The sequence below is a fragment of the Anoxybacillus tengchongensis genome, assembly GCF_014201585.1.
Lineage (GTDB): Bacteria > Bacillota > Bacilli > Bacillales > Anoxybacillaceae > Anoxybacillus > Anoxybacillus tengchongensis.
The window spans coordinates 169244-185128 of record NZ_JACHES010000004.1; the positions used below are offsets into that span (position 1 = coordinate 169244).

General features: G+C 40.7%; 14 protein-coding genes and 1 pseudogene. 8 read left to right on the plus strand and 7 right to left on the minus strand.

What is annotated here, in order from left to right:
• Position 1: 1 nt before the first annotated feature.
• Positions 2-970 (minus strand): YbgA family protein, encoded by a 969-nt coding sequence (locus HNQ82_RS06365; protein ID WP_183248125.1) that lies wholly within the window; start codon positions 968-970, stop codon positions 2-4.
• Between the two features lie 360 nt (positions 971-1330).
• Between HNQ82_RS06365 and HNQ82_RS06370 the strand changes: the two genes are divergently transcribed.
• The 3 genes and pseudogenes from HNQ82_RS06370 to HNQ82_RS06380 all read left to right on the plus strand — a co-directional run bounded on the left by HNQ82_RS06370 (position 1331) and on the right by HNQ82_RS06380 (position 3885).
• Positions 1331-2695, plus strand: coding sequence for a YjiH family protein (locus HNQ82_RS06370; RefSeq protein ID WP_183248126.1), 1365 nt, complete (start codon positions 1331-1333; stop codon positions 2693-2695).
• A 97-nt stretch (positions 2696-2792) separates the two neighbouring features.
• On the plus strand, positions 2793-3389 hold the full coding sequence (locus HNQ82_RS06375) for a nucleotidyl cyclase domain-containing protein (RefSeq protein WP_183248127.1): 597 nt from the start codon (positions 2793-2795) through the stop codon (positions 3387-3389).
• Between the two features lie 133 nt (positions 3390-3522).
• A pseudogene (locus HNQ82_RS06380) lies at positions 3523-3885 on the plus strand (hypothetical protein).
• 45 nt (positions 3886-3930) lie between these two features.
• On the opposite strand, the gene trpB reads toward HNQ82_RS06380, so the two are convergent.
• The gene (gene trpB / locus HNQ82_RS06385; RefSeq protein ID WP_183248128.1) at positions 3931-5094 is read right to left on the minus strand and encodes a tryptophan synthase subunit beta; all 1164 of its coding nucleotides are present in this window, start codon (positions 5092-5094) and stop codon (positions 3931-3933) included.
• A gap of 79 nt (positions 5095-5173) precedes the next feature.
• Positions 5174-6100: an alpha/beta hydrolase gene (locus HNQ82_RS06390; RefSeq protein ID WP_183248130.1), complete on the minus strand. Its 927-nt coding sequence runs from the start codon at positions 6098-6100 to the stop codon at positions 5174-5176.
• Between the two features lie 123 nt (positions 6101-6223).
• On the opposite strand from HNQ82_RS06390, the gene trhA reads away from it, so the two are divergent.
• The 5 genes from trhA to HNQ82_RS06415 all read left to right on the plus strand — a co-directional run bounded on the left by trhA (position 6224) and on the right by HNQ82_RS06415 (position 10158).
• Positions 6224-6862: a PAQR family membrane homeostasis protein TrhA gene (gene trhA / locus HNQ82_RS06395; RefSeq protein ID WP_183248132.1), complete on the plus strand. Its 639-nt coding sequence runs from the start codon at positions 6224-6226 to the stop codon at positions 6860-6862.
• 283 nt (positions 6863-7145) lie between these two features.
• Positions 7146-8066, plus strand: a complete 921-nt coding sequence (locus tag HNQ82_RS06400; RefSeq protein ID WP_183248134.1) for a DUF3794 domain-containing protein — start codon at positions 7146-7148, stop codon at positions 8064-8066.
• A gap of 23 nt (positions 8067-8089) precedes the next feature.
• On the plus strand, positions 8090-8623 hold the full coding sequence (locus HNQ82_RS06405) for a DUF3794 domain-containing protein (RefSeq protein ID WP_183248136.1): 534 nt from the start codon (positions 8090-8092) through the stop codon (positions 8621-8623).
• 230 nt (positions 8624-8853) lie between these two features.
• Positions 8854-9315, plus strand: a complete 462-nt coding sequence (locus HNQ82_RS06410) for a DUF3794 domain-containing protein (protein WP_183248139.1) — start codon at positions 8854-8856, stop codon at positions 9313-9315.
• 327 nt (positions 9316-9642) lie between these two features.
• Positions 9643-10158, plus strand: coding sequence for a hypothetical protein (locus HNQ82_RS06415; RefSeq protein WP_183248141.1), 516 nt, complete (start codon positions 9643-9645; stop codon positions 10156-10158).
• A gap of 20 nt (positions 10159-10178) precedes the next feature.
• Here the strand turns inward: HNQ82_RS06415 and HNQ82_RS06420 are convergent, their stop codons facing one another.
• The 4 genes from HNQ82_RS06420 to HNQ82_RS06435 form a co-directional block, all read right to left on the minus strand.
• Positions 10179-11849, minus strand: coding sequence for an acyl-CoA dehydrogenase family protein (locus HNQ82_RS06420; RefSeq protein ID WP_183248143.1), 1671 nt, complete (start codon positions 11847-11849; stop codon positions 10179-10181).
• A complete protein-coding gene (locus HNQ82_RS06425) occupies positions 11827-13356 on the minus strand; it encodes a class I adenylate-forming enzyme family protein (protein WP_183248145.1) in 1530 nt (509 codons plus the stop codon). The genes HNQ82_RS06420 and HNQ82_RS06425 overlap by 23 nt, the downstream gene beginning before the upstream one ends.
• Positions 13353-13739, minus strand: a complete 387-nt coding sequence (locus tag HNQ82_RS06430; protein ID WP_183248147.1) for a MerR family transcriptional regulator — start codon at positions 13737-13739, stop codon at positions 13353-13355. Before HNQ82_RS06430 ends, HNQ82_RS06425 begins: the two co-directional genes overlap by 4 nt.
• A gap of 116 nt (positions 13740-13855) precedes the next feature.
• On the minus strand, positions 13856-15832 hold the full coding sequence (locus HNQ82_RS06435) for an acetoacetate--CoA ligase (protein WP_183248149.1): 1977 nt from the start codon (positions 15830-15832) through the stop codon (positions 13856-13858).
• Between the last annotated feature and the right edge of the window lie 53 nt (positions 15833-15885).

Consider the following 15885-nt stretch of genomic DNA (forward strand, 5'->3'; position numbering starts at 1 on the left):
TTCAATAATCTCTTCCTTTTCCTGAGTCCGTCACATCAAGTAATGGCTCCGGATAAGGTTGAAAATATCGTTGTTTCAATAAATATTCGTTTTGATAGCGAATCGCCCATGAGCGAATAACTGTTGTTATACTGCTTAACGGTAGCTTGCCTACTCGATATTTTTCTAACAACTCATGAACATACTGTTTTTCCTCACTACTTAATTCATGTTTAAAATAACCGATCATATGTTGACAAACATTAATGTTCGAATTTCGGCGTGAGCGCCGCGCAAACAACTCATATAATGTTTGTTCATATTGCAAAAATACCTCTTCTATCGGTAAACGTGCTTGGTTAGCAACAATATTTCCTAATTTTTTCAATTTTTGTTGATGATAAGCCATAAACAAATATTTATACTCAGCGTGAAATTCAACGAGACGATGGTGTGATTTTGTCTGTTTCACCTCTCGAAACAAAGCAAGTGTAAATAACTTCGTTAAAAAATGCTCTCGAATAACGAAATTCGTTAATCGTCCCTCTTCTTCCACAGCTTTATAGCCAAACATTCGTAATACATGTTCAGCAAACATACCGCTCCCTTTTCCTGCGGCAGGTCCTTTTTGCTTGCTACTGTATATTTTGACGTCTTTTATCCCGCATGACGGTGACCGACTTTTTAAAATAAAGCCATCTACATCTAACAATTGGTTTAAAAATAAAAAAGAAAACTCATTCATTTGCTCGGTAATATCCATTCCAGTTGACGGCTGAACGAGCCGAACATTTTCTCCATCTTTAACGAGTCGGATTGTCTCTCGTGGCGTACCAAGTCCGATTCGCACCTCTGGACATACAGGAATAAATTGAACAAATGGCCATAGTTTGTGGACGACTTCATCATTCAGTTGATCACCGTTATATCGACAAGGAGAAAAACCAAGACATTCACTTACAACGACAATTGGTTTCGCATAATGCCACATCACCCGTCTCTCCTTTACTTATTTTTGCTTATCATATCGCATAAGAAAAAAAAATACACGCATCAATGTGCAAAGAAAAACGAAAAATTTCGAATTTGAACGTTTATACAAAAAAATGATTGATTATATATCAATTTTGTTTTATTATGCTTTATGTTGTTTATTTTACAATAAAACGATTGTTATTGATGCATATTTTTGTATTTGTATAAAGATCTAGTTTTATATTTATGCACATATGAATATTTGTTTAGATTTCTGAATCATTTTGTTATATTGACTATTTTTATTTTTATATTACGATAGTAGTAATGTTATGTATCCGTTTTCAAAACATAAAATGGAAGGTGGTTTCAGAAGATGAATGTTGCACAAAAACATACTCAACGACGTCGCTTATCTGACGTACTTAAGTTTCTCGTCCCATCGCTTATTGGTGTATTTTTGTTTATGATTCCTGTTCCTTATGAAGGTGAAATGACGATTCCTGTAGCCATTCTAGCAAAATGGGTAGAAGGAAACTTTAGCTCAGCCATTCCAACGATTTCCGTTTTATTTATGTTTATCGCTACCATGGGCACGATCATTGCCAAAATCGCTTATCCTTCTTTCATAATGAACAGCCCATTTCTTCGTCGTTTATTTGATGTCAATGGTCTATTTGTTACCGCTCGCATAGTTGGAACGATTTTAGGAGCGATGACGTTATGGAAAATCGGTCCAGAATGGGTATGGTCAGAAAATACAGGTGCGTTGCTATTGTACAGCTTAATTCCTATTTTGTTTTCTGTCTTTTTGTTTGCTGGCTTGTTTTTGCCTTTACTTTTAGATTTCGGCTTACTCGAATTATGCGGTGCACTTTTAACGAAAATTATGCGCCCGGTATTTAAACTGCCTGGCCGCTCGTCCATTGACTGTATTGCTTCTTGGTTAGGGGATGGAACAATCGGCGTATTATTAACGAATAAGCAGTATGAAGATGGCTTTTACACAAAGCGGGAAGCGGCAGTAATCGGAACAACCTTTTCTGTTGTATCAATTACATTTAGTATCGTTGTTATCACGTATATGAAACTTGAACATATGTTTGGTGCGTACTATTTTACGATCGTTGTTGCTGGTCTTGTAGCAGCGATCATTATGCCACGCATCCCTCCATTATCAAAAAAGCCAGACACATATTACCATGAACATCACGTACCAGTTGATGAAACAATACCAGCTGGGTACACACCTTTTCAATGGGGATTAAAACAAGCGGTGGAAGTCGCACAACGCAATAGCAATATAGGAAAACTATTGAAAAACGGTGTACAAACGGTTATCGATATGTGGTTAGGTGTCTTACCGGTCGTTATGGCCATTGGAACGGTCGCATTAATCATTGCTGAAACAACACCGGTGTTTGAATGGCTTGGTAAACCGTTTGTACCAATCTTGACTCTCCTACAAGTGCCAGAAGCATCAGCGGCTGCACAAACGATGGTCGTCGGCTTCGCAGATATGTTTTTACCAGCTATTATCGGTAGTGGCATTGAAAGCGAATTTACTCGCTTCGTTATCGCTTGTGTTTCTGTCACACAACTGATTTATATGTCTGAAGTAGGCGGATTACTTCTTGCATCAAAATTACCAATTACGTTTAAGGATTTAGTTGTCATTTTCCTTCTTCGTACACTCATTACATTGCCTATTATCGTTTTCATTGCACACTTTATCTTTTAATGCAAAAAGGGCGATTGTCTCGCCCTTTTTGTCTTTTTCTAATATTCGTCCAACCCAATACATATATTCCACCATAGTATAAAGGGAGGTGAAGTATATGTTTAAAAAACATATCGGGAAAACAATCGGATTATTCATTAGCCAACTTGTCTTATTTTCGGAAGCAATAGCCATGAGCGATACGATTGATTTAACACAACTACATGGAACAGAGTTATATGTTGTCATTGGTTTTTATGTGTTTCAAACGATTATTGGCATTTATTTTGGTAATCGCTATGACAGAAAAGTTTGCGTAAAAGATTTAATATATCAATTAAAAACCAAAGACTTTGCTACAAGTACATTTGAAAAAATCGCTGCATTAGTTGATCGCGATCCAGATAGTCGCTTAACGATTTACTTACTTCAAACAAAAACAGATAGTCATCCTCAACAACAAACCGCATTTGAACAGCTATTAGTTGAAGAAACTCGAAAAAGCGATATCGTAGCTAAATGGTCAAACGATCAATACTTAATTATCGCTGTCGAAAACGGTGCGAAACCATCTACAATGATTGAGCGGATTAAAAAAAATAGTCCCATATCTTTTCTCGCTGGCTATGCCACATATCCAGTCGAAGGAGAACAATTGCAACAGCTTTTACAAGTGGCAAAAGAGCGTATGTATGCTACACGTACGACAAAATAAGCTAATGCTGAAAATGTTTTGTCGAATCATGATATGATGATGTTAAAGGTTAAAGGCATTTCCACGCGGTCCTCTTTGTCACTTTTCTTTTGGACATGTCATACATTTTCATATAAAAGAGCTGTGAACAAGCATACCAGAACAGCTTCTCCTCCAACTCGTTAACCTCGTTCAAAACGTATCCGAAAACGTGCAATGGATCGAGCAAAAGTTTCAAACAATGAAACAGGAAATTATTGAATTAAAAACAAAAGTGAATAAGCAAAATGAAGATATTCCTTGATTGAAAGAACAAATGAAAGAAAATACCGCAATGATCAAAGCTGTTCGGAACAATCAGCTACAACAACGGCGTATTCACGATGCAGTGCGACACGAAATTGCTCACATCCGCGGAGAAATGGCCACAAAACAAGATATCGCCTACATCCATGAACGACCTGATTACCGACTCGGGCGCACCGTACGCACAGAGGGAGATCTGTATATGTTATAACGATAAAAGCGTCGTTCCACGTTGTGGGAACGACGCTTTTTATGACTAACCTTTTAACATATGAAATACTTGCTCGACATCTTTATCTCCGCGACCTGATAAGTTTACGATAATGATTTGATCGCGATCGAGCGTCGGAGCTAGTTTCATGGCGTACGCAACTGCGTGAGCACTTTCTAGCGCAGGAATGATCCCTTCCGTTTTTGAAAGTGTTTGAAATGCTTCTAATACTTCATCGTTTGTGACTGTATAATATTCTGCCCGACCAGACGTTTTTAAAAAGCTATGTTCCGGTCCGATTCCTGGATAATCGAGCCCAGCAGCAATTGAATATGTTGGTTGCGGATTTCCTTCTTCATCAAGCAAAACGAGGCATTTAAAGCCGTGAATAATCGCTGGGACACCTTTTGTCAACGTTGCCGCTTGCTCTGGTTCGACTCCGATTAAACGTACACTCGGTTCGTCGATATAATGTGCAAAAGCACCAATCGCATTGCTACCACCACCCGCACAAGCGATCACAACATCAGGCAAACGTCCTTCTTTTTCAATCATTTGTCGCTTACTTTCTTCACTAATGACAGATTGGAAATGTTTTACGATCGTCGGATACGGATGTGGCCCAACAGCTGAACCAAGCAAATAAAATGTATGTTCATAATTTTGGACATAGTCATTTAACGCTTCATCGACTGCATCTTTTAATCTTCCTTGCCCTTTTGCTACAGGAACAACTTTCGCCCCTAACAACTCCATTCGAAAAACGTTCAGCGCTTGCCTTCTCGTATCTTCTTCCCCCATATAAATGACACAATCCATTCCAAACATCGCACAAGCTGTCGCTGTCGCTACACCATGCTGTCCAGCTCCTGTTTCAGCAATGATACGTTTGGCTCCCATTCTTTTCGCTAATAAAATTTGCCCGATGACGTTGTTAATTTTATGAGAACCGGTATGGTTTAAATCTTCTCGTTTTAAATAAATCTTCGCTCCACCAAGCTCCTCAGTCAACCTTGAGGCAAATGTAAGCGAACTTTCACGCCCCACATATTCTTTTAAATAAAACGTAAACTCTTCATGGAATGTGGGATCATCTTTGCACTTTAAAAACTGCGCTTCTAAATAGTCTAACGCTTCCTGCAACGCCGGCGGTACGAAACTTCCGCCAAACTCTCCAAAATACCCTCTTCTCTGCTCAACTACACTCATCTTCTTTCCCCTCTCTATTTTTCAAATTTACTACAAGCATACTCATCTTTTTGTTGAAAGTCAATGAATATTCAGAATTTTATTTTCGTACCTTTTCTAAAAATGCTAACATTTTATGAATATATTCCTCTTTATACATGTCAAAACTTTTCACATGTTTCGCTTTTTCGGTGAGCCAAAGTTCAAATACGTCCGGATGTTTGTTGTACATGTTTACGCTTTCTTTGTATGGAATGGACGGATCGGCTTTACTATGAATAAATAAAATCGGGCGTGGGGCAATTGCATCGACCGCTTTGATCGGCACCGACTCCGCTGGGTCTAAATCGGTAATCATCGGAATAAGGGTAATGATTAAATACGTAAACGGCACGTTCGGCAAGTTTGTCCATACAGGCATATATGTCCGCAAATATCCTTCTAAATCGCTAAACGGACTGTCCGCAATAACCGCCTTCACATCTTTATCCATTCCCGCGGCTAAAATCGACGTTACTGCTCCCATGGAAACTCCATACAGAACAATCGGTTCGGAGTAGTGTTGTTTCGCATATTCAATCACACCAAGCAAATCATATTTTTCTTTCGCGCCAATCGTTGTCATATCTCCTTCTGATTCGCCGCTTGCGCGAAAATCAAACATAATGACGCGATATCCTTCGTCTGTTAGTGCTTTAGCAATTGGCAAAAACGGCACGTTCGGCTCGTAGCGATTGCCGCCATAACCGTGCGAAAAAATAACGGTCATTTTCGCTCGTTTTGTCGGCTCGATCACCCAACCTTTCAGCTTCAATCCGCCATCTTTGCTTATAAACGTAACATTGTCATAAGCCATACCGTAAGCTGCTGGCGTTTCTACGACCGCTTTTCGCTCTTTATGCGTCAAATTCCAGCCGACGTAAATCGAAATGGCAACACACGCAATCGCCGCAAGTAACAACACACCAATAAACGATGGTACAAGCCACTTTTTTGTCTTACGTTGCCTTTCTACCTGTATTTGCATCGTCCTCACCTCTCTTTTTTTTCCATTATATCGCGAGCAAAAACAATAATGAATAAAAATGTACGATATGTATGTATATGTGGTAGAATAAATAAAATGTCTTTAACGAAAGGAATGAAATCATTGGCTTTTACGCACACATTTACGAAAGAAGAAGAAATCGTTCATGCGATTACTCATGGGGTTGGAGCGGTATTTAGCATTGTAGCGCTCGTTGTGCTTACCGTTTTTGCATCACTAAACGGAAACGCATGGCACGTTGTGAGCGTTGCGCTGTTTGGTAGCACGATGCTTCTCTTGTATTTGTCGTCGACAATTGTGCACGCGTTGCCGGAAGGACGCTGGAAACGGTTGTTTGAAATTTTCGACCATTCGGCGATTTACTTTTTTATCGCAGGTACGTATACGCCGTTTTTATTTTTAGCAGTGAAAGGTGCGATTGGTTGGACGTTATTTGGCATCGTCTGGGGTCTGGCATTTGTCGGGACAGTATTTAAATGCTTTTTCGTCAATCGCTTTTTATATACATCGACAATCATTTATGTGGTGATGGGCTGGTTGGTTGTGTTTGCATGGAAACCGCTCATTTCTAGCCTTTCGTTGGAAGGTGTCGTCTATTTAGTCATTGGTGGGATTTTATACACGATCGGTGCAATTTTTTACGTATGGCGAGGATTTAAATTTCACCATGCGGTTTGGCACTTGTTTGTATTAGGGGGAACTGTTGCTCATTTTTTAGCGGTGTTTGTTTTGCTCAATTAAAGAAAAAAGAATGAATGATCACCTATCCTTGTTATATAGATGTACTTTGTAGCTTTAATCTGAGCAATCATGATTTTTTCGATTCTCGAGCAATCGAACAACACCGCTCCCCAGACAAATGGATTTGTCAGGGGAGCATTCACCGTTAACGAATACCTTAAAACATTTTAGAGGATACCAAACCATTTTTACAAATTTACATGAATATCCAATCAACCTACTCTTTACTTCAATATACATAGTATTGTATTAAGTCATATAAAACAAAGGAGCGATCAATAACATGAATAATGGTTTTTTAAGGGATTTTGTCCAAATCATCGGAATTGCCTCCCCTTCCACATTTCCTGTTATAGGAAATTTAAATCCACATACGCAGTTTGTTGTTCAAGAACAATTAACAATCCCAGATGCAAAACCAGATGTGGAACAAGTGAATACATTATTAATTGAAGCGGTCGTTACGGAAACAAAAAATATTTTTACGCCTGTAGGAGTAAAAGTAGTTATTGATGGTGTATTACGGCAAAAAGTCATTTATACAGCTGATGTTCCGGAGCAATCTGTTCATTCTGCCCATTTTGAACATCCTTTTTGTGCGTTTATTAACATCCCTTTAGACGTTCCACAAGGTCTCACTGTCCAACAATATTTGTCATCTCTCGGTCTCTCTTTAAATGATATTTTAGATGGTCCTGTACAAGTGTTAATTGAAGATGTAGAAATACAAATGTTAGATCCTAGAACAATTAGCAAATGTGTCGTATTGTTTGCCTACACAACAATAAAACCTCTTCTTTCTTCGTGTGACTGTTCATTCGTTGACACATTAACAGCTAATGGTGTGGATATTACATTAAACGGCTTGGGGGTTACTGCGGACGTTTCTTTAGATATTAGTTTGTGTGAAGGATGCAATCCGACAAATAACGGAATTTCCTTAAATGTCACTGTTCCACTGCTAGGCACAATTAGTTTGAATGTGAATAGCTCTCAAATTACTCAAGTACTGTGTGAAAACAATGTCCTTACTGTATCTGGTACCGGTAGCGTACTCGGTTTATTATCAGGTGTATTAAACTTCACGTTGACAATTAACGCTACTGCAGGAACTGTTACACTACAACTTCGTGATCCAATTACAAATCTTGTCGTACTCTCTATCCCATTAACAGGTTTAACATTAACAATTGCACAATGCTAAATAAAAGAAAGGATGAATGTTTTATGAATGATGGTGTATTAAATAACTTTGTTCAAATTATTGGTATTACCCCTCCATCTGAATTCCCTTTTGTCGGTCCGTTAAATCCAAACAATCAAATCGCGGTTCAAGAAAAGTTAACGATTCCTGCCGCAAAACCAGATGTGGAGCAAATCAATACATTGTTAATTGAAGCGGTCATTACAGGTACGCGTAATATTTTCACCCCCATCGGTGTAAAAGTTGTTGTCGAAGGGGTATTACGTCAAAAAATTATTTATACAGCTAACGTTCCACAACAATCTGTTCATTCCGCTCACTTTGAACAACCATTTTGCTCTTTTATCAACATTCCACTTAACATCCCTGCTGGCGTTACAGTTAACCAACTTCTTGCTTCTGTTGGCTTATCTATTAACAATATTCTTGCCGGACCTGTGCAAGTTTTTATCGAAGATGTTGAAATAAACTTAACTGATCCTCGCACAGTTCATAAGTGTGTAATTTTATTCTTATATACATCACTCAATCCGTCATTACAATCTATATTGCGTTAAACAAAATATGAAGGATGTCCCGTTGTGGGCATCCTTTCTATGTAAGGGCTGCATTTCTCTATATAAGTGTAGCGTTAACATGATCAATTCTTAATTTTCGACAGTCGAAAAAAATGAAGTTAAACTTCCCGATTGTAGGTATATGAGATAATACTTTTATTTTTATCAAAGGACACGCGCAAATTAGTACCCTTACACATACGAAAAAAATAACGAGAGGAGGAGAGTATATGAAATTTGATCATGAACGCCTAACCATTTATGTTGGAATTGCAGAAAGGGATGAATTTCCATCCTGTCCACTCACCTATAAGCAATTCACTGTAACTGAAAAACTAATCGTCCCAAAAATAAAGCCAGATATCGAAAAAGTTATAAAAGTCATGGCTACCATCCATATTCATGACGCAAAAATCATCCGATCCCCATATGATACTAAAATCCTAGTAAATGGTCATATCAAACAGATCATTATGTACACAGCGAGAAAACTTGATCAACCTGTGCATACATTTCACGCATCTACTTCATTTTGTGAAATGGTCATATTACCTTCAGATGTTTGTTTATCAAACGTAAAAGTCGAAGGTTTTCTTGAAGATATGCACATTTTCCATGAAACAGCTCGAAAAGTGCACATTTGTAAAGTTGTGTGTCTAGTTGTTACGGAAGAAGAAAAATGTTGCTCCTAATCAACTTCTGCCCTTACCATTTTTAATCTTCTTCATAATATAAATAACGCGAGAGGGAGGTGAAAAAGTGGGAAAAAAACATATTCACATATATGTCGGCAGCCAATGTTGTTCACAACAGCATCTTCCTTATTACAATCATTGTCCAAATCGTTGTCACCATTATAGAATTAACTTCCATTGTTCTTGCCATTACACACCTCAAAAAAAACATTGTAAAAAACGTCATAATACATGCTATGAAAATCATCAATATAAAAATAAAGACTATGTATGCCCTTGTTGTAACGAAGACGATGATGAATAAAAAACTACAGGAGGATGAGAATGATGAAAAAAATAGGAATTACACCTGATCATTTGTATCCAATCGGTTGCACTCCATTTTTCCTTTATGAAACTGATTCTATCGTTCTTCATCCTCCTCAACCACCTCATTTGCGTACAATTGAAGTAATTATCTCTATATCTATGGATCGAAAAAAGGCATTACAAACTCCCACAGGAAAAAAATTGATTTTTTTAGGAAAAAAACATTTTCGAATAAATTACGAAACAACCAACCATACGATCTCAGTAGTCGAACTTTCGACCCCACTTAGTATTACAGTCCTTCAATGTGAACACATACATGATATTTTTGTTGCTATTGAGGATATAGACGTGATGAAGTCGCACAAACGCTTATTATTTGTATATGCCTTTTTATGTGTCATTCCGATTAACTTAAGAGATAACTGTATTTGCTCAAATCCACCGAAATCACCAATAATCTCTGTACCAAATACTAAAAATAACTTATACTTGTCTCCTAACATTCAAAACATATTAAAAAATCAATGAGCCGGCTTATTGCCGGCTTATTATACTCCCACTTCTTTCGTTTCACTCATGATCACATCAAAATAATGGACAGCTAGCATCTCTTGATCAAATAAATCGCATCCCCAAATATGCTGTAAGAAAAGGCGGGCGATGATTTGTTTTCGTTCGCTTTCTTCCGCTTCTTTTAACGCGACGACGCTTAAATACAAGTCACAAAGGCGGTTGGCGATTTTTTTGGCGTGATACGTTTGTACGTCTTCTCGTTGACCGTGCAATTGTTTTAGCGATTGTATGAGTTCGTTCAGCCCGCTTTCGACCGGTGTAGCAAATGCGCGTATTTCGCCAGGGAGTGCAGCGAGTTGCTCGCTTATTGTTTGAATAAACGTTTCATGGACGCGATATTTACGGATGAGGCGCAGCACTTCAAGCCCTAAAATGTTTGCTGTTCCTTCCCAGACGGTCAATACTTGGGCATCGCGAAGCAAGCGCGGGGTGACAAAGTCTTCAATGTAGCCGTTTCCGCCGTGCATTTCAATCGCTTCATGGGCAAATGCAATCGCTTCTTCTGCTGTTCGCATTTTTAAAAGCGCAATTAACAAGCGGTTCCATGCTTTCTCTTGTTCAGATGCTTGCCCTGGCGTGCGCATCACACGGTCAAAAAAGGAAATGAGCTCAAAACAAGCGCTCGTTTGTACTTCTTGGCGCGCCGTTAAGTTCGCCAATGTTTCTTTTACCATCGGATACGATGTAAGTGTATGCCCAAACGCTTGACGATTGACTGCGTATTGCTTCGCCTCCTCTAGCGCCCGCTTCATAATGCCAATCGAAGCGACGGCATTGCAGACGCGCGATAAATTAAGCGCTTCCATCATATAATAAAACCCTTTTTTTGCATCGCCAATTAAATAAGCTTTTGCCCCTTCAAATACGACTTCCGCCGACGGCACAGCGCGAACACCAAGTTTATCTTTTAAACGCCGAATGTGAATGCCGTTTAATGTGCCATCGTCGTTGCGCCACGGTACTAAAAATAAACTAAGCCCTTTCGTCCCCGCCTCGCTTCCGGCGATGCGGGCAAGCACTAACGCAACCCCGCACATGCCGGCGTTGCTAGCAAAATATTTTTCTCCGTAAATTTCATAATGATCACCGCATAAAACAGCGCGCACTTCATTGGCGCCAACGTCCGAACCGCCTTGCCGCTCCGTTAAAAACGTCGCTCCTTCATACAGCTCGACTTCGCCAGTAGAAATGACGTGCGGCAAATATTTCGCTTTGATTCGTTCATCCGCAAAATGCTCTAATACATATGCAGTCGCCATTGTTAACGTCACCGGGCAATAAAACCCTGGTTCGACTTGCGATAGCAAATAGCCCTGCGCATATGAATAAATGTAGTTGCCAACACGGCCAAGCGCAGGAATCGGCTTATGGACATAGCCGACAATCCCCGTTTCGTACGTTTCTTTTACTGTTTGTTTGTACCCTTCGTTCACCCATATTTCGGAAATGTCGTTGCCAAAGCGGTCGTATTTGATCAGCCGCGGCTGTCCTTCGCGATCCGTATGTACCGCGCGCCGGTCGATATCGGTCATACAGCGTTGCCAAAACTTCTCTAACTCTTCTTCTGCGTACACATAAAACTCTTTATCTAAATATTTTTTTAAATTGGCAAATAAGTTCGGATCAACTTCTCGTAGCTGTTTCATTATGCATCCCTCTCAATACTTGTTTTAATATTTTTCCTGTCGCATTGCGCGGGAGTTCAGGAATGACTTCGTATAGTTTTGGAATTTTATAGTCTGCAAGTTGACTAGAGAGAAAACGTTTACATTCTTCAGCAAGCTGCTCGATCGGCTCTGTCGTGACAACAAACGCTTTGACCGTTTCCCCCCATTCCGGATGAGGCACACCAACTACTGCCACATCAACAATCGCTGGGTGTAGCTTTAGCGCATCTTCCACTTCTTTCGGGTAAACGTTCACCCCGCCAGAAATGATCATATCTTTTTTCCGATCAACGATCCAAATGTACCCGTCTTCGTCACGGCGCGCTAAATCGCCTGTATATAGCCAGCCGTTTTTTACCGTTTCCGCTGTTTTTTCTTCGTCTTTATAATAGCCTTTCATTGTTCCTTCTCCAGCTAAGATGATTTCACCAACCTCGCCAGGCGGAACTTCTTTGCCGTGTTCGTCGACAATTTTTACTTCGCAATGAAGGGCGGCATCTTTGCCAACACTTCCTGCCTTTGTCGCATGTTCTTCCGGTGATAAATACGTTCCGTTCGGTCCAGCTTCCGTTAATCCATACAAACACATCAGTCGATTCGTACGAAACTGTTTAGCGACAAATTGCACTTCATTTGCCGACAACGGTGCGCCGCCATACGTCCAATATTGGACGGACGATAAATCGTATTCGTGAAGACGTGAATGTTTTGCGGTAAGTAAATAAGCGACTGGCGCTCCGAAAAAGTGGGTAATTTCGTGTTTCGTGATTAGTTGTAACAATGCTTCCGGGGAAAACGTTGGTGATAACACATGGGTGGCCCCGACGTACATACCGCCGCCAAAAAATAAATGAAGCGGTGCGGAATGGCTGAGTGGCATCATGTGCAACAGGCGGCTATGCTTATCCATTTTCGTCTCTAGCGCCATCATCGTTGCGACAGCGAAAATATTACGCGCTGTAAACAACACTCCTTTTGGTTTACCAGTCGTTCCGGATGTGTATAAAATCGTCGTTTCGTCATCTTCATTCAACGGACAAACAATTGGGGAAGCATCGCCGGTTGCAATGAGTTGCGTGAGCGAACGCCAACCGTCTGCCGCTTCCCCTGTTTTCACCCAAATGACGTCAACCGTACGAACAAGCGAGGCAAGTTCCTGATAAATCCAATCGTGTGCGATCACTGCTTTTGCTTCGCTATGTTCGATAATGTATTGTACTTCTTGCGCTGTTAACCGCGCATTGACTGGTACGATGATCGCGCCAAGGCGCAAGACGGCAAAATACGCATATACAAATTCTTTCGTATTTGGCATATATAATACGACTTTATCGCCTCGTTTGATGCCAAGTGAAGCAAGCGAAGAAGCGAGCCGATTGACTGTATCGTCTACTTCTTGATAAGAAAGCGACACGTCACCATCAATTAGTGCTACTTTGTTCCGAAACTTTCGTGCATTGCGCGCTAACAACTCAGAAATGTTCATTCGGTTTCCTCCAATTTTTGTAATCGTTCACGAAAATCCGCCAAAATTGACTCCATTTCTTGTTTTAACTGCATTAAGTCCTCAATCCGCTCCGTCACCTCCTTTAACTTTTGCTCACCGTATGCAATTGTTTTTTCCAGTTGTTTTCGACCGGTGCGATCATTGTCAAACAAACTAATCATTTCATGGATTTCTTCTAACGAAAAACCGAACCGTTTGCCGCGTAAAATGAGCTTTAGCACCGCTCGGTCTTTTTTCGTATACAATCGCTGGCCCGAATCGGTGCGAATGGGTGAAATGAGCCCACGTTCCTCATAATAGCGAATCGTTCGTGTGCTAATATCAAACTGCTCAGCCAGTTGGGAGATCGTATAATAGTTCATCGCTTCCACCTTTATTTTTAATTTTCTGAATTTTATTTTAGTTTACGTTTACGTAAAAGTCAATAAGAAAAGAGGCGCACGCCTTTAAGGCTGTTGCCGAACGGCAACAGCCTTGCTTATACGTTTGAATGTTCCCATTGTTTTGCGAGTTCGATAAAGAAAGAAAGCGATTCGGGGTTTGCCATTGAGCCGACGTTCACCGCTTTTTCAAGCGGGAAGCCTAGTAAAAGTTTGCGAATAGGAATTTCCATTTTCTTTCCGTTTAACGTTTTTGGGATTTGGTCGACTTGGTAAATCGCATCCGGAATAAAGCGCGGCGATACGTGCGCTTTAATGGCATCTTTCACTCGTTGTTTTAACGCATCGTCTAGCTCCACCCCTGGTTGAAGGACAACAAACAGCGGCATAAACGATTTCCGCCCCATCACTTCTAAATCAATGACTAAGCTGTCAAGAATGCCATCGACCGTTTCCACAGCACGATAAATTTCGCTCGTGCCCATGCGCACGCCCGCGCGGTTAATCGTTGAATCGGAGCGACCGTAAATGACGCAACTTCCTTCGTTGTCAATTTTAATCCAGTCCCCATGTTTCCATACGCCTGGATACGTATCAAAATAGCTTTCGCGATAGCGGCGATCGTTTTCGTCGTTCCAGAAAAAGAGCGGCATGGACGGCATCGGCGCCGTGATGACTAATTCCCCTACTTCATTGATCAGCGAATGTCCATGTTCATCAAACGCCTGTACGCTTGCCCCAAGCGAGCGGCATTGTAGCATCCCTGCACGAACCGGCAGTATCGGAGACCCACTGACAAACGCGGTACATACATCCGTTCCGCCACTGCATGAGACGAGCCAAACATCTTTTACATGCTCATACACCCAAAGAAATCCCTCGGTCGTCAGCGGCGACCCTGTCGAAAGAACCGCTTGCAAATGTGAAAAATCATAGGTTTCTTTCGGTTGAATGCCTTGTTTCATGCACACGTTAATAAACGCTGCGCTTGTGCCAAAATGCGTGATGTTCGCTTTTTCGGCAAGCTCCCATAAGACGTTTGCATCAGGAAACGTTGGGCTCCCGTCATATAACACAACCGTTGCCCCGACTAATAGCCCGCCAATTAAAAAGTTCCACATCATCCAGCCCGTCGTCGTAAACCAGAAAAACGTGCTGTCTTGTTTAATGTTGCATTCAATCGATAAAATTTTTAAATGCTCTAATAAAATGCCGCCATGCCCTTGCACGATTGGTTTTGGTAGTCCGGTCGTTCCGGAAGAATATAAAATCCAAAGCGGGTGAGCAAACGGTACATGCTCATAAACTAGCTCGCCTTCTTGTTGCAATATGTCCATCCATAATAAAACAGAATCGTCCCACGCGCTTATATCGTCACATAAATACGGAACGACAATCGTCTTTTTTAACGATGGAAGTTTTTGTTGCAACTCTTTCACAACAGGCACTTTATCAAACGTTTTTCCGTTATATTGGCAACCGTCTACCGCAAATAAAACGGTCGGCTCAATTTGTTGGAAGCGATCGATAACGCTATTGGCACCAAAATCCGGTGAACAACTTGACCAAATGGCGCCAATGCTCGCGCACGCCAAAAATGCGACGACGGTTTCTGGAATATTCGGCATATAAGCAACGACGCGGTCTCCTTGTTTGACGCCAAGTTTTTTCAGTGCCGAAGCGACCGATGCTGTTTGTTGTTTTAGTTCTTCCCACGTCACTTCACGGAGCGAAACGCGCTCGGAACGAAATAAAATTGCTGGTTTTTCCTGTATGTTGCGAAAAATATGTTCCGCATAATTTAACCGTGCCCCCGGAAACCAGTTTGCCCGCGGCATTTTTCGCTCTTCTAACACACACGTATACGATGCAGACGACTGAACGTCACAATACTCCCACACCGTTTCCCAAAATTGCTCAAGGTTCTCGACCGACCATTTCCATAGCGCCGCATGCGAATCAAATGAAAGTCCTTTTCTCTTCTGTAGCCAATCCATATACTTTTTCACGCTTGATTGTTCGATTTGCTCTTTCGTTGGAGCCCATAAAATATCTCCTTCTGCAATCGCTTTCATCTTCTGACCTCCTTTTGAAAAGAAAGAAAATTAAGAACATTTACATTATACAC